The sequence below is a fragment of the Parashewanella hymeniacidonis genome, from assembly GCF_016900895.1.
GTDB lineage: Bacteria > Pseudomonadota > Gammaproteobacteria > Enterobacterales > Shewanellaceae > Parashewanella > Parashewanella hymeniacidonis.
Genome location: NZ_JAFEUN010000034.1, coordinates 9,299 through 31,760, shown reverse-complemented (window position 1 = coordinate 31,760; position 22,462 = coordinate 9,299). Strand labels below are relative to the sequence as shown.

Annotated in this window: 21 protein-coding genes; all 21 read right to left on the bottom strand. The window is 37.3% G+C overall.

All coding sequences use genetic code 11. The annotated features are described in order from the left end of the window. Positions 1–250: 250 nt before the first annotated feature. The 21 genes from JQC92_RS08725 to JQC92_RS08625 all read right to left on the bottom strand — a co-directional run bounded on the left by JQC92_RS08725 (position 251) and on the right by JQC92_RS08625 (position 21,737). Entirely contained in the window at positions 251–1,417 is a 1,167-nt protein-coding gene (locus JQC92_RS08725) for a nucleotide sugar dehydrogenase (protein ID WP_204999285.1), read from the bottom strand. Positions 1,418–1,535: 118 nt separating this feature from the next. Then, the gene (locus tag JQC92_RS08720; protein ID WP_276315787.1) at positions 1,536–3,485 is read right to left on the bottom strand and encodes a polysaccharide biosynthesis protein; all 1,950 of its coding nucleotides are present in this window, start codon (positions 3,483–3,485) and stop codon (positions 1,536–1,538) included. Positions 3,486–3,773: 288 nt separating this feature from the next. Continuing rightward, a complete protein-coding gene (locus JQC92_RS08715) occupies positions 3,774–4,322 on the bottom strand; it encodes a sugar transferase (RefSeq protein ID WP_204999283.1) in 549 nt (182 codons plus the stop codon). Next, the gene (locus tag JQC92_RS08710; protein WP_204999282.1) at positions 4,319–5,227 is read right to left on the bottom strand and encodes an NAD-dependent epimerase/dehydratase family protein; all 909 of its coding nucleotides are present in this window, start codon (positions 5,225–5,227) and stop codon (positions 4,319–4,321) included. The genes JQC92_RS08715 and JQC92_RS08710 overlap by 4 nt, the downstream gene beginning before the upstream one ends. Further along, entirely contained in the window at positions 5,224–6,165 is a 942-nt protein-coding gene (locus tag JQC92_RS08705) for a glycosyltransferase (RefSeq protein ID WP_204999281.1), read from the bottom strand. Before JQC92_RS08705 ends, JQC92_RS08710 begins: the two co-directional genes overlap by 4 nt. Beyond that, positions 6,162–7,013, bottom strand: coding sequence for a glycosyltransferase family 2 protein (locus tag JQC92_RS08700; RefSeq protein ID WP_276315786.1), 852 nt, complete (start codon positions 7,011–7,013; stop codon positions 6,162–6,164). Before JQC92_RS08700 ends, JQC92_RS08705 begins: the two co-directional genes overlap by 4 nt. Then, the gene (locus tag JQC92_RS08695; protein ID WP_204999279.1) at positions 7,010–8,176 is read right to left on the bottom strand and encodes an O-antigen polymerase; all 1,167 of its coding nucleotides are present in this window, start codon (positions 8,174–8,176) and stop codon (positions 7,010–7,012) included. The genes JQC92_RS08700 and JQC92_RS08695 overlap by 4 nt, the downstream gene beginning before the upstream one ends. Before the next feature lie 128 nt (positions 8,177–8,304). Beyond that, positions 8,305–9,150 carry a glycosyltransferase family 2 protein gene (locus tag JQC92_RS08690; protein WP_204999278.1) on the bottom strand — a complete coding sequence of 282 codons (846 nt, stop codon included), beginning with the start codon at positions 9,148–9,150 and terminating at the stop codon, positions 8,305–8,307. 53 nt (positions 9,151–9,203) lie between these two features. Then, positions 9,204–10,031, bottom strand: a complete 828-nt coding sequence (locus tag JQC92_RS08685) for a glycosyltransferase family protein (RefSeq protein ID WP_204999277.1) — start codon at positions 10,029–10,031, stop codon at positions 9,204–9,206. Beyond that, complete coding sequence (locus JQC92_RS08680; protein ID WP_204999276.1) at positions 10,024–11,277, bottom strand: oligosaccharide flippase family protein; 1,254 nt, start codon at positions 11,275–11,277, stop codon at positions 10,024–10,026. Before JQC92_RS08680 ends, JQC92_RS08685 begins: the two co-directional genes overlap by 8 nt. Next, positions 11,270–12,412, bottom strand: a complete 1,143-nt coding sequence (locus JQC92_RS08675; protein ID WP_204999275.1) for a glycosyltransferase family 4 protein — start codon at positions 12,410–12,412, stop codon at positions 11,270–11,272. Before JQC92_RS08675 ends, JQC92_RS08680 begins: the two co-directional genes overlap by 8 nt. Continuing rightward, on the bottom strand, positions 12,409–13,071 hold the full coding sequence (locus JQC92_RS22565; RefSeq protein WP_239480481.1) for a CatB-related O-acetyltransferase: 663 nt from the start codon (positions 13,069–13,071) through the stop codon (positions 12,409–12,411). The genes JQC92_RS08675 and JQC92_RS22565 overlap by 4 nt, the downstream gene beginning before the upstream one ends. A gap of 27 nt (positions 13,072–13,098) precedes the next feature. Next, a complete protein-coding gene (rfbC, locus tag JQC92_RS08665) occupies positions 13,099–13,653 on the bottom strand; it encodes a dTDP-4-dehydrorhamnose 3,5-epimerase (RefSeq protein ID WP_204999274.1) in 555 nt (184 codons plus the stop codon). An 8-nt stretch (positions 13,654–13,661) separates the two neighbouring features. Beyond that, positions 13,662–14,540 carry a dTDP-4-dehydrorhamnose reductase gene (rfbD, locus tag JQC92_RS08660; protein WP_204999273.1) on the bottom strand — a complete coding sequence of 293 codons (879 nt, stop codon included), beginning with the start codon at positions 14,538–14,540 and terminating at the stop codon, positions 13,662–13,664. After that, positions 14,537–15,424: a glucose-1-phosphate thymidylyltransferase RfbA gene (rfbA, locus tag JQC92_RS08655; RefSeq protein ID WP_204999272.1), complete on the bottom strand. Its 888-nt coding sequence runs from the start codon at positions 15,422–15,424 to the stop codon at positions 14,537–14,539. The genes rfbD and rfbA overlap by 4 nt, the downstream gene beginning before the upstream one ends. A 133-nt stretch (positions 15,425–15,557) precedes the next feature. Further along, positions 15,558–16,634: a dTDP-glucose 4,6-dehydratase gene (rfbB, locus tag JQC92_RS08650; protein WP_204999271.1), complete on the bottom strand. Its 1,077-nt coding sequence runs from the start codon at positions 16,632–16,634 to the stop codon at positions 15,558–15,560. A 200-nt stretch (positions 16,635–16,834) separates the two neighbouring features. Beyond that, positions 16,835–17,785, bottom strand: coding sequence for a Wzz/FepE/Etk N-terminal domain-containing protein (locus tag JQC92_RS08645; RefSeq protein ID WP_204999270.1), 951 nt, complete (start codon positions 17,783–17,785; stop codon positions 16,835–16,837). Positions 17,786–17,856: 71 nt separating this feature from the next. After that, entirely contained in the window at positions 17,857–18,027 is a 171-nt protein-coding gene (locus JQC92_RS08640) for a hypothetical protein (protein ID WP_204999269.1), read from the bottom strand. Between the two features lie 117 nt (positions 18,028–18,144). After that, positions 18,145–18,597, bottom strand: coding sequence for a type VII toxin-antitoxin system HepT family RNase toxin (hepT, locus tag JQC92_RS08635; RefSeq protein ID WP_204999268.1), 453 nt, complete (start codon positions 18,595–18,597; stop codon positions 18,145–18,147). Continuing rightward, positions 18,590–18,988, bottom strand: coding sequence for a type VII toxin-antitoxin system MntA family adenylyltransferase antitoxin (gene mntA, locus JQC92_RS08630; protein ID WP_204999267.1), 399 nt, complete (start codon positions 18,986–18,988; stop codon positions 18,590–18,592). Before mntA ends, hepT begins: the two co-directional genes overlap by 8 nt. A 172-nt stretch (positions 18,989–19,160) precedes the next feature. Beyond that, on the bottom strand, positions 19,161–21,737 hold the full coding sequence (locus JQC92_RS08625) for an SLBB domain-containing protein (RefSeq protein WP_338049503.1): 2,577 nt from the start codon (positions 21,735–21,737) through the stop codon (positions 19,161–19,163). Between the last annotated feature and the right edge of the window lie 725 nt (positions 21,738–22,462).

Sequence of the window (22,462 nt, the reverse complement as noted above, 5' to 3'; positions counted from 1 at the left end):
CTGGCTTAGTATATATTTTATCATACCTGCGAAAGCAGGTACCAAGCGACTTACGCTCTTGCCGTCGTACCCGAGAAATTGGGTATCCAGTGCCTTTAAGCTTTAAACTTAGTCATCCCCGAATGAAGCTATCGAGAAATGAAATAACCACAGCATTGTATGTCGATCATCCAATGATTTATAGCACTTTCCGTCATACCCGAATGTAGTTATCGGGTATCCAGTGCCTTCTAGCCTCTAGCACAATCTACTAATCACTACCAAAAAGATCACGAGTGTACACTTTATCAGCTACATCACGAATTTCATCAACCATTCGATTCGCCACGATTACATCACAACTGGACTTAAATTCATTCAAATCTTTAATCACTTGAGAATGAAAAAACTCTTTTTCTTCCAATACAGGCTCGTATACAACAACCTCAACACCCTTAGCTTTTAGCCTTTTCATGACGCCTTGAATCGAAGAGGCTCTAAAGTTATCGGAGCCTGACTTCATGATCAAACGATGAATGCCGACACGTTGTGGATTACGCTTTAAAATGGAATCAGCAATAAAGTCTTTACGAGTAGTGTTGGCATCAACGATGGCATTAATTAGATTGTTGGGGACATCTTTATAATTAGCACGGAGTTGCTTGGTATCTTTAGGTAAACAATAACCACCATAGCCAAACGAAGGATTATTGTAATGATTGCCGATACAAGGATCTAAACCAACGCCTTCAATAATTTGCTTAGAATCCAACCCAAGGGCTTCTGAATAAGAGTCTAACTCGTTAAAGTAAGCCACTCGCATCGCTAAGTAGGTATTAGAAAATAGTTTTATTGCTTCAGCTTCAGTTGAGTCAGTAAACAAAACATCAATATTTTCTTTTATTGCACCTTCAGCTAACAAATTCGCTAACTGCTCTGCGCGTGCGGAGCGTTCACCGACAATAATGCGAGAAGGATACAAATTATCATGCAAAGCTTTTCCTTCACGAAGGAATTCAGGTGAAAAAATGATATTATCTGTATTAAATTCATTTTTTATTTTTTCAGTATAACCTACAGGTACAGTCGATTTTATGATCATCAATGCATCTGCATTAACTGACAGCACATCTTGAATAACCGACTCAACTGAACTAGTGTCAAAATAGTTCGTTTCTGGATCATAGTCAGTGGGAGTTGCAATAATTACGAATTCGGCATGTTGAAGTGCATTAACTTTATCTAGCGTCGCTTCGAGTCTTAATTCACAATTATCAAAGTACCTTTGAATATCGCTGTCGACAATTGGGGACGTTCTTTGATTAATCATTGCAATTTTATCAGCAATAAGATCTAAAGCCTTAACATCATGGTGTTGGGCTAATAACACTGCATTTGAAAGCCCGACATAACCTGTACCAACAACTGTTATGTTCATTTAATACCTTTAGCACAATAAATTGAAAATCAAAACGTCATTATATTCAATCAAGTTTACAAAAGCATTATAATAAAAAAGCCAACTCAAAGAGTTGGCCTCTCAATCAGTCTCGGGATTACGAAACTAGCGAAATAACTTTTCCATTATCTTCTGCTGCACCGGTTTCGTTTTTAGGCAAATTCTGCTGCCAAACTAAATCACAAATACCGTCTGTTGGAGCAAAACCAGTTGGAGTGGTCAGCAATATGTCACGAATGACCTCATGTTGAAACCCATGACAAGCTTTATCTAGCTTTTCCAAAATAACGGAATATTCGCTCCATTCTAAAAATGACTCATTGGCAGTCATAATACGTTCATGCTCAGTACCAATAACATCATCACCGATTAATAACTCTTCATACAATTTCTCACCAGGGCGCAACCCGCTGCATTCGATAGCAATGTCACCATCTGGATTTGCTTCATCTCTGACTTCAAAACCACTTAAGCGGATCATTTTAGCGGCGAGCTCTATAATCTTTACAGATTTACCCATATCTAATACGAAAACATCACCACCTTTCCCCATTGCACCAGCTTGAATAACCAGCTGTGCAGCTTCTGGGATCGTCATAAAGAAACGAGTGATATCAGGATGAGTAACCGTTACCGGACCACCATTTGCAATTTGATTTCTAAATAACGGAACTACAGAGCCTGATGACCCCAAAACATTGCCAAAACGAACCATACAAAAACGAGTTTGATTGCTCTCTCGTGCAAAAGCCTGAAGAACTAATTCAGCCATTCGCTTTGTTGTCCCCATGACATTCGTAGGTCTAACAGCTTTATCTGTAGAAATTAATACAAAAGTTTCTACTTTTGCAGCAATAGCTGCTCTTGCGGTGTATAGCGTGCCGAATACATTATTTCTGACGCCCTCAACCACATTATGCTCCACAAGTGGTACATGTTTATATGCTGCAGCATGATAAACCGTTTCAACACCGAAGGATTCCATCACTGCTTGAATACGATTTTCTCGTTGAACAGAACCCATCAACGGAAAAATAGGGACATCTAAATTCAACTCTAACGCAATCGTTTTTAACTCACGTTCAATAGCATATAAGGCAAACTCAGAAAGTTCAAAAAGCACTAACTTTGCAGGTGCCTGCTTTAGAATTTGACGACAGAGTTCAGAACCAATTGAACCACCCGCCCCCGTTACCATAACGACTTTATTAGAAATATTTGCAGAAAGAAGATCATCCCTTGGCGGAACAGCATCTCGCCCCAGTAAGTCGTCGATTTCCACTTCTTTGATATCGCTATATAGTTTGTTTCCATTAACTAAATCAGCCATCGCCGGAATCGTTAATACCTGAACAGCTAAAGGCACCAAGGTCTGTAAAATTGCCTGCCTTCTCACTCGAGTTGCACTAGGGATAGCCAACAACACTTTTGTTGCCGATTTTTGTTTAATTAGTTTACGTATAATAGATGGAGAATGAACATGCACTCCCTGAATTAACGTACCATGCAAACTTTTGTCGTCATCGACAAATGCAAACGGATGATACTCATGACTTTGGGCTAGAGAGCTTAATAGCTGGCGTCCACTCACTCCAGCCCCATAAATTATTACAGGCTCACCGACACGCTTGAGTCCTCTGCCAACTAGCGAACGAACAATGGCGCGTGACCCACCAATGAAAATCATCGCAAAAGCAGCATAAATGAAAGGGAACGTTCTCGGCACATTCGCTTCGATATAAAACGACACTAGCACGAGTATGATCGTCGATATAACCACACCCGACGCAATAGCAATTACAGCTTGCAACCCCATATATCGGAGAACAGCCCTGTATAGACCAAATTTTGCAAACACAAATAAACTAGCTGGTAAAACACAGGCGAGAACAATCCAATGCCCAATATCGGCAAAAACTGAAACATCATCCAACCGGACTAACAACGACGCCCAAAAAGCAAAAAATAAAAATAATGAATCTACCAGTAGACTCACGAGTCGTTTTTGACCTCGTGGTAAAGAGAAAATAAACTGCAAGAATTCCAATTTCCGGCCCAACCCCATATATTTCATAATATTAGCGCTCTTAAAAATCACTTTGCTTTACGCTTTACAGCATAGACAAGAGTGAAGAGTTTATCATAATCAAATCCGCTCAGTCAGCAGGCTTTTCTTAATCGAACACGCATCACATCATTAAGTGATATATGATTACGCACCGCCAGTAAAATATTTTGGAACAGAACGACCAGAGGCCAAATGGAAAAGCTTTTACCTCGATATTGTGTACAATACATTGGTCTGCATGTAGGTGACAATAGCTTAGGATATTACTTATTTAACGGCATCACCTGAGCCACTACCTGTAACAGTCATCATAATGTACTTGAAATAATTAGTGATATTCATATTATCAATCATCTGCTTATCTGTTTTAGCAAGCAGAGCTGGCGTTGACATATCTATATTTTGGACTTGAGCTAACCCAGTGATACCAGGGCGAAAATTATAGATTTCTCTAGATTCACGCTCTTTAATCAATTCCTCTTGATTAAATAAATTTGGTCTTGGACCAACTAGACTCATTTCACCTTTTACTACATTAATCAGTTGTGGAAGTTCATCTAGTTTTGTTTTGCGTAAAAAGTTGCCCAACTTTGTAATGGAAGCCTTACTCGCTAAGTGACTAGCTACCGATTTTGTTTCAACCGACATTGTGCGAAACTTAATCAATTTAAACGGTTTTTTATTTCGTCCTACACGAGTTTGAATAAAAATCGGCGAGCCTGTATCAAACATACCAATAATAGTTACGAACAGTAAAATAGGCCAAAGCAAAACTAGTCCAAAAAACGCAGCCAAAAAATCTAAAACACGAATCATTTTTTACTCTCAGAAAGTGAAGCCATTGCTTGCTCCATTGTGTAAGGAGGAACCCATCCTAAGACTTCTAGAGCATTAGAAGAGTCAACTTGTAAATTACCTAGCAACTGCTCTGCCATTGATGATTTCCCAATAACACGAGCAGCTAACCGCAATAAACACGTTGGGATCGGAAGTTGAACAATTGATTTATTTAACCCTCTCGCTATCAGATTAGTGAACCCTTTAATAGAAACCGTTTCACCATCTGATGCTAAGAAAGTATGGCCTGCGGCATCTGGATGCTTGGCACAGGTCAGCAGAAAATCAGCTAAATTATGAACAGCAATAAAGTCGCATTTATTATCTGCCAAACCAAAAGGAAGAAATGGTAGCTTTTGAACTAATTTGGTTAGCAAGCCAAAATTGCCTGGTGCATTCGGCCCATAAACTAAAGTAGGTCGAACAATCACAAGCTCAAGACCCGATTCCTGTGCAATCTTTTTTAATCCTATTTCAGCATCATATTTGGACTGAGAATAGGCATTATGGGGCGACACAGATTCAATTGAGGAAAACGCTTTTTTTTGTGTGCTTGTACCATTAACACCAATTGAGCTAACAAAAACAAAACGTTTAATATTGGCTTTTACAGCCGTTTGAGCCAAAAATAGCGTTAATTTGGTATTATATAATTCATAATCAGCATCACAGGATAATGGGCTATGTGCAATACCCGCTAAATGAATAAAGACCTCAGCATTATTTAAATCAGAAACCGTTACATCAAATAACTCGGAAAATATTTTGTGTTTACGTTCAGGTAGTGCTTTACGAGTAAGCGCTAACACATCAAAATTTTCACAACTGATATTTAAAAGTTTTTGACCGATGAAACCTGTCGCCCCAGTTAATACTACATTCATTTCTGGTTCCCTTGGTTTCTTTGTACCGATTTATAGCCTTTTATTACCATAATAAAAAAGAAAATAGCGCAGAAAAGCTTATGTGAAAATTTTCGTCTTAACTTATGACTAATAAGAGCTAACTTAAAGTACCCAACTCTCCCTTGGCTTAAATATACAATAGGGCGGCATTGCTGTTGACCAAGAAAATCAGCCTGCTGTTGGACATAATTCAATCCACGGCCATCAAACATGGCTTTAATTCGTGTAATGAAGGACTTCATCCCAGAGTTAGCACCTACTTGGTTGCTCAAATGCTGTCGATACTTCATTAACGGTCTACTATCTATAATCCATTCAAACCCATTAAATCTTGAAAATGAGTAACAAAACCAATCATGTAACCACAATTTGTTGATTTGATAATAATTATGTTTTACGGTTTGCTGTATACTGTTAAATAATTTTTTTGTAAAAACAAAGGTGCATCCTGGACCTGGTGATTCAAATAGATAATCAAACTCAACTTGAGCTGACGACTTTTCAATCAATGTTTCACGTCCATTTTCCCAAAAAGCCATCACATTAGATGAATAGCCATCAGCATTAGTTTTTGTTAATAATGTGATAGCTTCTCTCAGCTTTAATGGCTCCCAAATATCATCTTGATCAGCAAAAGCTACAAAATCAAAATCACAAACATCAACGGTATTCATTAAATTAAAAAAGTTCTGACCTGCGGAGCCGAAATGCTTGCCATATTCAAGCAATATGACATTAGTATTTACCTTGGCATAATGCTCTAAAATAGCGAGACTATTATCAGTGCTCTTATCCAGTGAAATATACACAGTCACATTGACATCATTTTGAGCCAAAATTGAGTCTATTTGCTCATGGAGATACTCGGCGCCATTATATGCAGCGAGCAAAACAACGATTTTCTCAGTAACCATCATTTAAATCTTCCCCAAACACCATCTTTTAAACCACGACAAAGACTTTTTAAATAATCCAACCGTTCCTCTTTCGAAAACAAGATAAGGATCCATTGATGAATGATTGAAAATGTAATTTCTCTGATTGCCATACGCTTTGGAATATAAGAAAGTCTGAGTAAATAAAAGGCATTCCTAATCCTATAATAGCGCCTAAAAGAGCTGTGTTTCGGCACATAATACCGTCCGATTTTTAACGTTTTATCACCTATAGAGTGGATCATTCTTGCTGTGGGAACGATCAATACATCAAACCCTTTACTGTATGCTCTTAGGCACCATTCAGTATCAACATAGTCAATAAATAACGGCTCAGCCATATTTCCAACTTGCTTTAATACATTCGCTTCAACCATTGTTCCTGAAGATATGACATTGTTAACTCTAAATGCAGCCGTAGTCTCTGTAGGGTAGTGTTTAATACGTCCACCATTTTTTGTTATTTCAACTATGGGGTAGGTAAATCCACGTTCATTATCAATAAAAACAGGGGCTGAAATCTTAGTAATGTTGTTAGTGATAGGTTCATATAATTGAGCAATAAATTCATCATCATTGATCGATGAGTCTTGATCAAAGAATATCACCACTTCTGCATTTTTTTCTAAGACATATTCGATACCAACATTCTGTGCTTTTGCTATACCATAATTAGAATCTAAATGAATAATTTCACAGGGTGCAATAACAGGCAACGAACTTGCGTTATCAACAATAACGGGAACAACATGATTACGGACCAACGCATCCACTAAGGTCATTAAATTTTCTTTAACAGGATTATAGGTAACAATTACTGCATGTATCATCTATTTATTTTTACCTTTAGTGTTATGAAATATATAAACAAAAAAACCAACCAGGAAAATAACACATTATAAAAATTGGTAAAAACAGACATCACCATTATGTAGCAAAGCATCGCCCAAAAAAAATTATATCTTATCGAGTTTGAGTGTTTGGCTTTTAAGAAACAAATGCTGTTTAGAAAACCATATAGAAAACCAAAAATGATGACACCCGTAAAACCAAAATCTAAATATGGATCAGCTACAATCGTACCCAAGCGGTTGAAGCTGTCGAAGTCAGAGAGATATTCGATATTAAATGCTTGATCGTATTTAAACGTCTTGAGAAAATTTTGGGTTAAATATTTCCCATAACCAAACCCAACCCGATCGATAGAATCGATCATATCGTTTAATGTTGTTAAATTTTGGCTTGTATAAAGGTTATAAGTAACATCAAATGTATTAACTTCTCTTGCACTCGGCACCCCAGCATAAGCCTTAAGATAGTCTAGTTGAGAAACTGAGTTATTAATTGATTGGATCCTGACAAACCCAAGCAATATAAATGCACAGGCAGAAAAAACAGACACCTTGAAAATGTATTTATTCGTATTGACTTTATTAACCTTTGCGAAAGTAAAAAACATAAACACAATAGATAAGATAAAAATCTGACGAGACATAATATTGATCAGAACAAAAACTGACAATAAACAGACCATTGCCAGTTTTAACTTACTTATCCGACCACTCTTATAAAAGCTATAATATATCGCTGGGAATATGGAGATTAACATCACAAAATAGTGGAGGATAGGCAAATAATACATATCCTCATAGATGTTAACCTTGTGAAGCAAGGCAATAAAAAAAGGGAAGCCGCCGGTCAAAAAACATTCAACGAAAAAAATAACCAATCCAAAAATCAAAACAACATCAATCATCAACACACTCGTGATCTGATGACTTACTACCTTCTTTTGAAGTATTCTTTTTTTATCTAGCAGTATATAAAAAACACCAACAACATAAGAACAAATAAATAAAATCAGTACATAAACAGTATTCAACTCTAATTTTTGTTGTTTATCCGATAGCATAAATTGATAGTAATAAACACCAAGAACAAAAGGAAAAAGTATCGACAATGGATTAACAATCTCTTTATCTACAATGAGCATTATAGACAAATATAATATTAGGAACATCGTCATACTAAAAAAAACATAGTCAACACTTTCAGATAATGAAATGAAATAGTAACTTAAATATATTGATAAAAAGGCGAGTAAAAGTTTAGTTTTATTTATCATGACGAGCGTCGTAACAAAGTTGATATGTAATGTTTCACTGGATAAAAACTTCTCAATTTAAAAAAAAGATTAGCTGTTTCAATTAAATTTAAATTAGCTGAAGAACGTAATTCTTGTGTTTTTATTTTATAAAACCACTTTTCGCCGAACTTTCCCCTGTGTTTATTCGCAAGTTGACTTAACCCAATATAATCATTGTTTGATACTCGATGCGTATTGATATCATTTTTAACGATATAACTATGTGTTTTTATCTTATAAGCATTGCCCAACTCTAAACAGCGAATAATAAAATCCCAATCTTCGAGATTTTTAAAGGTCGTATCAAATCCATTGATCGCTAAAAATGTAGATCTTTTAACCATAAAACCAATATCTATCTGATTATGAATATAAATATCGGTTAACCTTAATGTACCAAACATTTGTTTTTTTACCACTTCTACTCGTTCGAAATCATTATATTCATAAACTCGACCAGTAGATACTAATATTATATTATCAGCGTGTTGTTTATTAAAGCATTCTATCATACGTTCTAAACGGCCAGGCAAAATAAAATCATCATCATCTAGAAATGTTATTAAATCACCTGATGCCTGCTGAACACCAAAATTTCTAGCTCCTCCAGCGCCTTTAACGCCTTCGTTTTGGTAAACATGAATATTATATGACGAGTATTTTTGTGAAAGGTTCTCTAATAAAGAACAAGCCTTACGATTATCATTTACTATGACAATCTCAATGTCTATGTTCCTATTTGTTATAATAGAGTCAATAGCCCTCTCTAAGAGTCGAATATCTTTAGCTATAGTTGGAATTATTACGGAAAGAGTTATCATGAAAGCTCACACAAATTTACACCATAAGTTTTAAGGTTAATAAAGCATTAACACTATCGTAAAAATCGTTTAGTTTTATTTTTTAGCAACATATACTTTAATGATAATCGAACATAAAAAGAGGCGAATGATGAGGGCACTCCAACATACTTAATCAGTTGATACAGCCAATGCTCATAATACTTCGTAAGGCGCCATTTAAATTTTTCATAACCTTCGTCATGCTCGTTGGAAGCATTATGTTTTATCGTAGAGGCTAACAACACAAAGTGTTCATTGCGTTTTGCATAATCAGAGCAAAACTCAGTATCAACGCCATAAAAGCTGAGCGTCTCTTGAAATCGGACACCCGTAAGCCAAAGCGATTTACTAATGGTCATACCACTACCAACGGCAAACACGTGCTCACTCTTCAATTCACCTGGAGATATCTGAGGATCTAAATAGTCAATGGCGCATTGATTAAATAAATAGTTATATTGCTGATATCTTGGAGAGATAATCTGACCAGTTTTATCAGAGCACACTTTAGGCACTAACAAATACTGGTTAGGTGCGTCGTCAATGCTTTGTTTAAAATTCGATGAGATATGGCTATCTTGATCGAGCAAAGTCATGTAGTCGCTGTCACATTCAAAAGCTAGCGCCATGATCTTATTATAAACGACCGAAAGATGTTCATTGAAACGAGAGTGACAATATACGAGTTCAACCTGTTCAATTTCAGAAACCAACCCCTTTGGATGTTGAGCTAACGGGCTATTGTCCCAAACATACAAGGTCGCCGAATGTGGGTGAGCCGTGAACATTTTCACTAGGGTTTTATACGTTGGAGTATCAAAAACACTCTCGTTAAATATCACAATTAAGTAACTATGCACGATTCAACCCCCTGAGCTTCATGAACAACCACAAAAAAACCATAATGACTACCTCGGAAACCAAAGTAGAAAATGCAGCTCCCCTAGAACCGTATAGAGGAATGAGTTTGTAATTTAATATGACATTTAGCACCAACATGGTGATATTCATATAAATTAAAATATTTATTTTACCTTGACCAACCAAAGCGTTCGACATTGATGTGTAACCAAAAGCAATCAATAAATACCAGACTAATATTTCGTACACTTCGGACGAAAGTAGATATTTACCCCCGAACAAATTCGTGTACAAAAATTGGGAGCTAAAGAATAATATCGTCGATATCGTGCCGCCCAGTACAATCATGAAAATGAAAATTAATTGTTCATCCTTTCTCGCACTCACGTCACCATATGTTCTTCTTGAAAAGAAAGGCAATATCGCAGAACTCGCTGCAGAGCATATAAACATAAAGGGGTAGACAAAAATTGTTGCTCCTGCATAAAATGCTACTTCATCAATAGTTGATAAGTTATTGAGCATCAGGACATCGATTTTATTATAGACAACATTAAATATCGAAAGAATTAAAAATGGTGTAACTGCTTTAAAAATATTAATAACACTTGCTGTGTCTAAAATTGAAAAACCGTTAAAACCTTTTATGATACGTTTAAAAAAATAAAAAATTACAATTATGGATACTGCTAAAGCTACAGAAGGTATCCAATAAATCATTGAAGCACTAAAAGAAAACTTAAATATCAAAAAAACAAGTGTAAGCCTAAAGAGAGCTGTAATGATGTCTTTAATTACGATAACATATCTTTTTTCATTCGCAACTAATAACGCAAATATTGGTGTAGCCAAGCCCAATAGTAAGGTCAACAACCCAAAAGTTAAATAATTAGCAATCAAACTACTTTCGACCACAGCAAACACTGAAATGGTATAAGTAATCATTAACAAGGTGGTTACTGCAAATTGGTAAAAATATGCATTTGAGATTAATTCATCTCTTTTAGTGCAAGGGGTATTTAGCTGAAAATTTTTATTGTTAAATTCCTTTATGATATAACCTGTCAAACCACCATCGATGACAAATGAAAATATCGCAACAAAAGTTATAATTAAATTATATCTTCCATAATCACCAACCGAAAGATGCTTCATTAATATTAATGTGAATATTAATGTAAAAACCTGCGCAACACCGGTACCGATTATATAAGTAAATGTATTTGAAATTACTTTTTTAACCATCAACCAGTTTCTTCGTTAACTTAGGAATAATTTCTTCCCAAGTAAAGTTATTGATAGCATGATGTCTAATCGCATCAAAGTGTTGTTTGCTCACATCTTCATTGACTACGTTTTGAATGGCCTGACTCAATAAATCGCTATTTTTTGTTGGCACTATATCGCCGAGAACGCCTTGCTCAGTAATGTCAGCCGAACCTGAAACTTCTGTCGTAATGATATGACAGCCATAAAATGCTGCTTCTGCAAATACTAAAGGAAACCCTTCATAATTAGAAGATAACGTAAAAACTTTTGCTCTTTTGTAGAGTTTTACAATCTCCGCACGATCTTTTGAACCTAAAAACTTCACTTTACTTTTAAGCTGGGGATTACGAAGATAGAAACGTTCAATGTTGTTGTTAAATTCGACTTCAATTGGACCGACAAAAAAGAATGTCCAATCTTTCAAATCACAACGCTCTAAAGCCTTTAACATCAATTCATTATTTTTTTGTTCTGTCCCAATTCTGGCAATAGTTATAATGATATTTTCTTTTTCTTTATAATTTACAATCCCATATTTCGCTTCTAAATTTTTATCGCTAACCCCATTAGGGACTCTTATAAACTGACTCTCTTTATAAGTATTTCTATTTAAAAGTAAGTCATAAGCTTCTTGTGCCTCTACTGAAACTACATCGACTACAGTTCTGTAATAATTAAATACTGTTTTTTTTATCCAGCCTCTAATACCACTACCAGAAATTCCATTGTCTTTTTTAGCGTGTTCCAAATCTAAATCTAACTTCACATAGACTTTACCCGTCCGATTAATTATTTTGTAGATAATAGTATAAATATGTGTTGCAAAAGTAGAATGATATAAATTCAGCAAACTGATATTTCTTGAATTTAACAGTATGTAAATAATAATATTAATATCAAGTTTTCGATGAGAAACTTGTTTAACATATTTTTTTATTTCTCTATGCTCTATATTCCCAGAATCGCAAACTATATCATCTTGGAAAGAACTATTATAAGACAATACTTGAGGCTCAAGGGACATACTACGGGCTAAAGAACAAGTTATTATTCCAACATCCTTGTTTACATGCATATCATCAAAATCTGAAAAGATCGTTAAATATTTCATTTGAAGTGTCCCGCATCAGAAAAATGACTAGACATGATTCTCAACTCAGACAAACTCTTATACCACCAATGCGAGTTTTGAATATTTTGTATTACTTTGTCTTCAAAACGATTTTTAATAAAGATAGCAGGAATGCCGCCTACGATACTAAATGGTACAACATCTTTCGTAACTACCGCACCGGCGGCAATAATTGCACCATTGCCTATTGTTACTCCGTTCATTATACGAACTCCATCACCAATCCAGACATCATGCCCTATGATACAAGCCCAGTTTTTTTCATTCGTGCTTAGATAATCAGGAAGTTTTGCATCAAAGAAATCAAGACCCATTTTTTTCATTAACTCATGATTACCTCTATGAAAGGCTGGATGTGTCGATACATATTTAACGGGATGGTTTGAGCGTATTATTTCTACATTTTTAGCTATACTGCAAAAATTTCCGATTCTTGTTCTGAAAAAATAGGAGTTATCTCCAATATAAGTAGCGGTTCCTATATTGCTCTCAATTAAAGTAACATTATTTCCAATATAATTATTACCACCAAATATACTTTTATTTATATTAAATGAAGACTCTGTAAAAACATCTTCTTTCTTTAGCTTATGTCTTACTATTTTTAGTTTTATTCTTCTATATATCGAATGAAACATACATTACTCTTAAGCGAATGGAACGGGTTACAGCTTTCTCAGTTTAATGGCATGATATAAATTTAAACCTGTTCTATCCTTAGCTGATAGGAATGGTTCGGATTGTGTTGGCCAATCGATACCTATGTCCGAATCGTTCCACGCTATGGTGATTTCAGATGCTGGGTGATAATAATTGGTGCACTTATACACAAACTCAGCTTCTTCACTGGTGACATAAAATCCATGAGCAAATCCTTCGGGCACCCATAACTGGCGTTTATTATCAGCTGAAAGGTACTCACCGACCCACCGGCCAAATGTTGGGGAATCTTTTCTAATATCCACTGCAACATCAAACACTTCACCTGAAATCACTCTAACAAGCTTTCCTTGAGTATTTTCAGTTTGATAATGCAAGCCTCTGAGAATCCCTTTTTTTGATTTTGAATGATTGTCTTGAACGAACGCCGTAGGTTTACCCGAGACTAACTCTTCAAATTTTTTTTGTTGCCATGTTTCCATAAAAAAGCCACGTTCGTCACCAAAAACTGAAGGCTCGATTATTTTTACATCGGGTATGCTTGTGTCGATTACTTTCATTATAATGATTACTTATATTCTTTAATGTTATTTAATGCGGCTTTCCAATCACTTGGCGAAATACCAAAGATGCTGAAAATACTGTCACAATTTAATTTTGAGTTTGCCGGTCTTGGTGCCGGTGTAGGGTACTGTTCAGTACTGATCTCGTTGACCAATGGTAAACCTTCCAATATATCTGAAGATTGACCTTTCTCGAAAATTGCACTCGAAAATTGATACCAACTAACATGAGGACTGCCTGAAAAATGGTAACAACCTGCCACTTCAGCTCCCTCAGTAAGCAATTTTTCCATCATGACCAATAGAGATGCGGCGATATCACCTGCGTATGTTGGCCCACCGAATTGATCGCCAATGATGCCTAGTTCTGGTCTGGTTCTGGCCAATTTGAGCATAGTTTTAACAAAATTATTGCCGTGCTCGCCAAAAACCCAAGCAGTTCTCATGATCGCGAACTTTGAACAATACTTTACTATTTCTTGCTCACCTGCAAGTTTACTTTTCCCATATACCGTTTGAGGGTTTGTTTTATCGGTCTCAAGATAAGGAATCGTACTCGCTCCATCGAACACATAATCAGTCGATATATGCAGTAATGCTGCACCAACATGTTCAGCAGCCTGCGCTAAATATTTGGGACCATCTCGATTAATGGCGTAACTTAACTCTACTTCGCTCTCTGCTTTATCTACAGCCGTATGTGCAGCTGCATTGATAATTACATTTGGTAAAATATTAGAAACAATGTCTTTAACCTGCTTCTCATTAGTTATATCAAGTTGTTCTCGATCATAAGCAAATAATTCAATATCTTTGCGTGCTTTTAATTGCTCTACAAGACAATACCCAACTTGCCCGTTGGAGCCTGTGACAATGACTTTCATTTCAAAACCTTTGATTTTTTATCTTGAACGATACGTGAAAGATACTGTCCATATTCATTTTTCATCATAGGTTTTGCGATCAGAAGTAACTCATCATCAGACAGCCATTCATTACGCCATGCAATCTCTTCCAAACAAGCGACTTTTAGTCCTTGAATATTTTCGATGGTTTGAACAAAAGATGATGCTTCATGTAAGCTTTCGTGAGTACCTGTATCGAGCCACGCAAATCCTCTTCCTAATAATTCAACGCTCAACGTGCCGTCGTTTAAATACATTTCGTTGAGTGTTGTGATCTCAAGCTCGCCACGATAAGAAGGTTCAACTTGCTTTGCAAAATCAACAACTCGATTATCGTAAAAGTACAGGCCTGTAACGGCATAATTAGACTTCGGATGTGTCGGTTTTTCTTCGATTGAAATTGCTTTCATTTTGTCATCGAATTCAACAACACCAAAACGCTCAGGATCTTTTACTTGATAACCAAACACTGTCGCCCCCGTTTCTTTACTTGCCGCATTTAATAGTGTCTGACTGAAAGATTGACCATAAAAGATATTATCGCCAAGCACTAAGCAAACATTATCATCCCCGATAAACTCTTCACCAATCAAAAAAGCTTGTGCAAGACCATCAGGTGAATCTTGCACTGCGTAACTTAAATGAATGCCATAATCAGAGCCATCACCCAATAAACGCTTAAAGCTTTCGTTATCTTCAGGAGTCGTAATAATTAATATATCTCGAATACCCGCAAGCATTAACGTAGATATTGGATAATAGATCATCGGCTTATCATAAATTGGTAACATCTGTTTTGATGTGCCGCGAGTTAAGGGGTATAAACGTGTACCTGAGCCACCGGCTAAAATTATGCCTTTCATTGAAAAATCCTGAATTTGAGTACTCACACTCAAAACTTAATACGCTGAATAAAACACACGTTATGCTCATTTTTACAGTCATAACGTGCTAATTAAAATTACACTGATTATTATTGAAGGTGATGAAGAAAAACTAAAGCCCTAATCGTTCTCTCTGATAGGAGCCGTCTTGAACATTTCTGCACCAACCTTGGTTATCCAAATACCACTGAACCGTTTTTTTCAAACCTGTTTCGAACGTTTCTTCAGGTGTCCAATCAAGTTCACGGCTCATTTTGCTTGAATCAATTGCATAACGCCTGTCATGACCAGGCCGATCTTTAACGTAGGTTATTTGTTCTTGATACTGAGTTTCTTTTGGCACTAATACATCTAAGATTGAACATATCGTGTTTACGACTTCGATATTTTGCTTCTCGTTATGCCCGCCAATATTGTAGGTTTCACCTACTTTTCCATCTGTCACTACCTTATGTAGTGCTCTTGCATGATCTTCTACATACAACCAATCACGAATTTGATCGCCTTTGCCATAAATAGGTAATGCTTTACCTTCAAGTGCATTTAAAATCACTAGAGGAATGAGTTTTTCTGGAAAGTGATAAGGACCATAATTGTTAGAGCAATTAGTGACAATTGTTGGTAGACCGTAAGTACGTAACCATGCCCGCACGAGGTGATCGCTTGATGCTTTAGAGGCTGAATAAGGACTGCTTGGTGCGTATGACGTTTGTTCCGTAAACAGCGGTAAATCTGTTGAGTCACCCTCTGCTAGCTCATCTGGATGAGGCAAGTCACCGTATACTTCATCTGTGGAAATATGGTGAAATCGGAAGGCTTTTTTATCTCCGTCAGAGAGTCTATTCCAGTACTGTCTTGTTGCTTCTAACAAGGTATACGTGCCAACGATATTGGTTTGGATGAATTCACTTGGCCCTGTAATCGAGCGATCAACATGACTTTCTGCTGCTAAATGCATCACAGCATCAGGTTGATACTGATTAAAAACTCTTTCTAATTCAGTACGGTCGCAAATATCCACTTTTTCGAAAGCATAGCGTTCATTGTTTTCAATACTTACAAGTGATTCTAGGTTGCCAGCATAAGTAAGTTTATCAACATTAATCACACTATCTTGTGTATTATTGATAATATGACGAATAACAGCAGAGCCAATAAAGCCTGCGCCACCGGTAACTAAAATTTTCATCTTTGTTTCCAAAATCGTTAAATTTAAGCTCGATATTGTATACATCAAGCATTATAGAATTGAATTTATTCACTTTCCTACCTCAAACTATTTAACTAGTCTGAGACATTTTTTTATTTTAAGACAGTAATTTTAAGTTATCTAACTGTAGTTATTTGAAAAGACGTTTTTTGAAAAAAAAGTCTCAATAGACTAACTTTTTACTCTTTTTTATTAAAAGCAAATCTAACTAAAATTATTCCTACACCAAGCATTCCACCTAACATTGTCCCTAAAACACAAATCAACGCTCTTTTGGGCTTCGCTTTTTCTTCTGGCACTAATGCAGGATCAATCGTTTTAAATACGTATTCTTCACGCACTTTTGAGAACATGATGGTTTTGGTTTGCTCTTCAACTAGATTAAACAAGACGTTTCGAATATCAGCAACTTTAGTCTGTCTCAGTTCACTTTCTAGGAATTTGATACTTTTATTGGCTTCTTCAACATCACGTTTTTTCATTTCTGTGTTGATATCTGCAATTAACCATTTTACCCATTGCTGTGCTATGAATGGTGATTGATGCTCAATTGAAATGGTTACCATTCCTGTTTCTTTAGCTGTATTTACACTTAAAATTTTTGAAAACTCTTTATATGCTTCTTGCATTGAAGGTTGTGGATGTTTTGGCAGCTTTACCTCACGAACCCATTTCTGGCTGGTTGAATTGTATAGTTTCGGGTCATAGTTAATGGAATTATCAGTTCGATTCCATTCTTCAACCGCCATTAAATCAGGCAGAATGTTGTGCTTTTGAATAAAGTTACTGGTAAATTCACGAGATTTTAGGATTTGGATTGCTAATTGGCTTTTATCACCACTTGCTCCACCACCAAGATTAATGCCAGCTAAACTTGCAAGGCCGCCGAATTGACCTGCTAGAGCTGAAAGTCCCCCGCCTTGTTTTTCTGTCACTGGTGATAGTAATGCTTCTGATTTGTAGATGTTTGGTTGCATTAACGCAAATATAACAGAGCCTATAGCGAATACTGTTGTGATTGCGGTTATCAGCCATTTACCCTGCCAAATAGCAGAAAAGAGTTCTTTCAAGTCAATTTCATCGTCAGCTACGAAGTTTTGTGGAAGCTGTGGGTTTGTTTTGTTTTCCATATTTTCTTTTTTAAAGTCGGTTGTCTGACGGTTAAAAGATATTAAATGCTTTAAGCTTAATTGCTAACAGCTTAAAAACCTGAAGTCGCTGGATGCCCGATTTCTCGAGCATGACGACAAGTGTTTAAAATCACTGGATGCCCGTTTTCTCGAATATGACGGCAAGTGCTTAAAGTCGCTGGGTGCCCGATTTCACGAGCATGACGCCAAGTGCTTAAAGTCGCTGGTTGCCCGTTTTTCAAATATGACGGCAAGTGCTTAAAGTCGCTGGGAGCCCGATTTATCGAGCATAACGTCAAGTGCTTAAGCCACTTGATGCTCGACTAAAGCATTCGAGCATGACAATAGCATGCTCATAATTACGCACTTTTTGTTTGCATAAACTTAATGGCTTTGTTGACAAACTCTGATAATGTTATGTACTTTTTGTTTCGAATTATTTGCTCGATGATTGAAAGGTCGATGTTAAGGTAATCGTGTACCAGTCCGTTTCTCATGCCAATAATTTTTCGCCACTCATTAAGTTCATCAATAGTTAAAAGTCCATTTGAATGCAGTATTTGAAACGATTCATAAGCTTCATTTGTCGCTACACTTTGGATTTTCTTAACGCAGTGTTTTGCTAAACCAATACATAATTCCGTGTAAATTTGTAGCAATCTTTCCGCAGCCAAGTAATCACGTGTATTTAAACCTGTTTTTAATAAATCATTCGTCAAATGATTTAGCTCGTGTAGACAATGCTGGCTATGTTTATTAGCTTCTATCAAATAGGCCTTTAAACCAATGTCATCATTTGGCGTATTATTCAAGGCGATTTTCCTTTTGTAAGTAGTTGAGTTGACTCCACACCCTATTACATTCTGTATAAAATCGGTTGCTGCCGTCAGTGTATAACACGACCCCAGTTTCAATGATATTAAACGCTAAATATACTGGAGCACGGTTAACATCAACTACGCTAATTTTATCTTCTGGATACTGTAACGCAGTTGCTATGTCGAGCTTTAACAGGTTTGGTCTTAAATATGCATCCTCGTTAGATAAGCTAAAGTCTTTAAATGCGATAGCTAAATCATAATCGCTATTTTCATGTTCAGTGCCTTTAGCCCTAGAACCATAGAGCCACAGTACAGCTATATCTGCGTTATTTTCTGCTAGTTCTTTTAGCTGTTTGATAATGTCATTTTGTTTGCTTGTCATAGTCTTAAAGATTATGGGCTTACGATGGTATAACGTCAAAATTTTTGAATTACTGGATGCCTGTTTTTTCAGGCGTGCCGTCAAAAGTTTTAAGGCGCTGTGTACCTGATTTCTAAGGTATTACAGACAAAAGCATAAAGTCTCTGGATACCAGCCTTCGCTGGTATAATGGTTAGTTATTAATTCTCGCAATCGACGCTACGGCTACTGCACTGTTGTAGATGACACTTGTAACTTGTTGCCATACTGTAAGCGTGTCTTTATATTCCGTATCTAAAGGTACAATAATGGTGTCTCCCGCCATCATTTGTGTCCCGTTTGAGAACCATGTTTCGTTCGGGAATATTACCGAACCATTGGCACGAAGAATGTAGCTTCTATTTTCGTCGGCACGTTTTCGTGGGCCGCCTGCCATCTCGAGATATTGATCGAACGTATCGTTTGCTATATATCTGTGTGTGCTCGGGTATTGTACTTGGCCCATCACAGAAACCGTTTGATTTTTTGAAGGAATATACAGTTCATCATTTGCTTCTAGCTGAAGATCGGCATCTTTAACACCTGTAATAATTCCTCTTAAATCAATACTCAGTCGACCAATTACTTCAATATTTTCTAATTGATTGAGCATTAATTGTGCTTGCTCGAAACTGATTGTACCACCGTCTTTGGTTAATGCTTTGGCTGCGATCTCTCGGCGAAGTTCATCAGCTAGCTTGCGGACTTGCTCTTTCTCTTTGGCTTTAACTGAGTCACGTAAGAAGATTGCACCAAAAGTAAATGCGTCATGCGTTAAACCGCCTGCACGCTCTAATACATCCACCATGGTTTCGCCACGTTGGATGCTGTAAGTACCAGGGAAACGCACTTCACCTTGTATTGTTACCCAACGTGTTTCTTGCCAATCTGGGAGTGTTCTTATGGTTAAGATGTCTCTCGACTGCAGTTTTACATTATTCGCATTATCGTTTTTGAGTGCTTTACCAATGTTGATGGCTTTGTGCTCTAAAGACACACCGACTTCTGGGTTTACATTTTGACGTGTTAGCTCAGCTGAAAGTGTATAACTGCCTTCCTCTAACCCGCCTGCTGCAGATAACAAATCGGTTACTCGATTTTTGTCACCAATAGGGTAGACGCCTGGAAAGCGGACATTACCATTAACCTCTACAAGTTGCGAAGCTTCACCTAAGCGAGTCTGCTTTCTTAACTTTGATACTACAGGTGCTAACTGCTCACCTCTTTCAGCGTATTTGAATATAATAATTTGATCGCGAGGTTGCAGTGTTAAGTTATTCACTGAAGTAGGGTTGTTAATTGCTTTACCAATTGAGAACTGCTTAACCTTGATATCACCATGTGCATTGGCTTGTCTAAGCACCAATGAGTAATCTAAGTCCGCAGTTACCTCTAAGTCACCCCAGATTGATTGGAAAATATCAGCGACTTTTATGCCTTTCTTCCATTGATATTGCCCTGGGCGAACAACGGCTCCTACTACGTCGATGGAGTTATCGATTCGTTCTGATGATGATTTAACTTGAATGGTATCGCCATCTTTTATGATTTCATTTTTATCCGATGCTGATTTTAAGCTAAGTGATAAAACTGTTTTTAAGTGCTTTTCGTTAAATCGTTCTAAAGCGATAGCTTGAGGGTAACCAGTAGCTTTTATGCCGCTTGCCATATTAATTACATCAGCTAGCGTTTCTTTACCCTTCAACTCGTAAATTGCAGGCCTTCTAACTTCGCCATCAATACTTACGTGTGCTTTTGCGGCTGGGATAAATACTACATCACCCGATTGCAACCGAAGGTCATGCGAGGTATCACCTTTTAATAGCAGGTCATACAGGTCTAATGCACCGATTAACTTGCCTTTGCGTTTAAGCTGAATGTTACGAAGTGAACCTATATCGCTTAAGCCACCTGATATGTATAAGGCTTGTGTAAGCGTCGATAAACTTGAAACGGTGTAAGAACCAGGCTTATAGGCCTCACCAGCAATGAAAATTCGGATTGAACGAAGCTCACCCATACTGATATTCGACTCGACGCCGATCATTGAATGACTGATCTTAGATTTTAGTAACTGTTTTACTTCTGCAAAGCTTAACCCGACTAGTGAGATAGGGCCGAGTTCAGGGAATTGAATTGCACCGTCACGCTGAACGGTTAACTGATAGTCGTTACTGTCTTTACCGTATAACTGAATATTAATGGTGTCGCCAGGGCCAACCATATATTCTGACGGCACAGGTACGTCTGACACTGGTGCAAAGGTTGATGGCTCACCTGCGAATAATTCGATGCCGAATAATTTTAGTTTTTTAGCTTTTTCAGCATTCTCAGTTTGCTGTGCATCTGTGACTTCTGATTCATCAACTACCAGCTCACCGTCTTCATTTAAGACAAATTTACTTTTGGTTTTTGTGTCGTCACAAAACACTAGGCCTTCTTCGTTTGACTGCCGTTTAGCTGAATAGCTGTCTTTTTCTACACAAGCTTTTTCACTCTTACGCTCACCCACTAAGGTAGGATTAGTTACTTGTGCATTAGCACTGCTGCCTCCAGTAAGTGATGACAAATCGACACCATACTGTTTAGCCAACTTGGCTTGCTCAGATTTTGGCAATTGTTTGAATTGCTCAATCATTTGAGGTGAAGGTGTTACTGCTAGCGCTTGAACGCTACTCAAAGCAACTAGCGTTAGTCCTGCTGCAAGAAGTGATTTTGCTTTTGGAAACACGTGTTATCTCCGTATTTGTGGTGTCTTTCTTTAGGTACCGAATTATTTTTAATATTGCATGTTAATGCTATGCAGTATCTTAGAATTATTGAGCTCAGATATTCGCCGCTAGTTGTTGCAGGCGATAAAAAATTTTTTAATCATACTCTGGTGCAATTGATAAAAGCATTCAGAGACATGCATTGCATGTCGCACACTACCGATCCGCGTGGCGGACCAGAGGCCCTTCGGCGGTAGCTAATAGAGTGAAACTGTTCACTCTATTGCCTTTCAGGTGCAATTGACACATCAACAAAGACATGCTCTGCATGTCGCACACTACCGATCCGCGTGGCGGACCAGAGGCCCTTCGGCGGTAGCTAATAGAGTGAAACTGTTCACTCTATTGCCTTTCAGGCGATCTAGAAATAGCAAACAAAGTCAAAAGATGACATGCGTTGCATGTCGCACACTACCGATCCGCGTGGCGGGCCAGAGGCCCTTCGGCGGTAGCTAATAGAGTGAAACTGTTCACTCTATTGCCTTTCAGGTGCAATTGACACATAAACAAAGACATGCTCTGCATGTCGCACACTACCGATCCGCGTGGCGAGCCAGAGGCTCTTCGGCGGTAGCTAATAGAGTGAAACTGTTCACTCTATTGCCTTTCAGGCACAACCGATCCGCGTGGCGGGCCAGAGGCCCTTCGGCGGTAGCTAATAGAGTGAAACTGTTCACTCTATTGC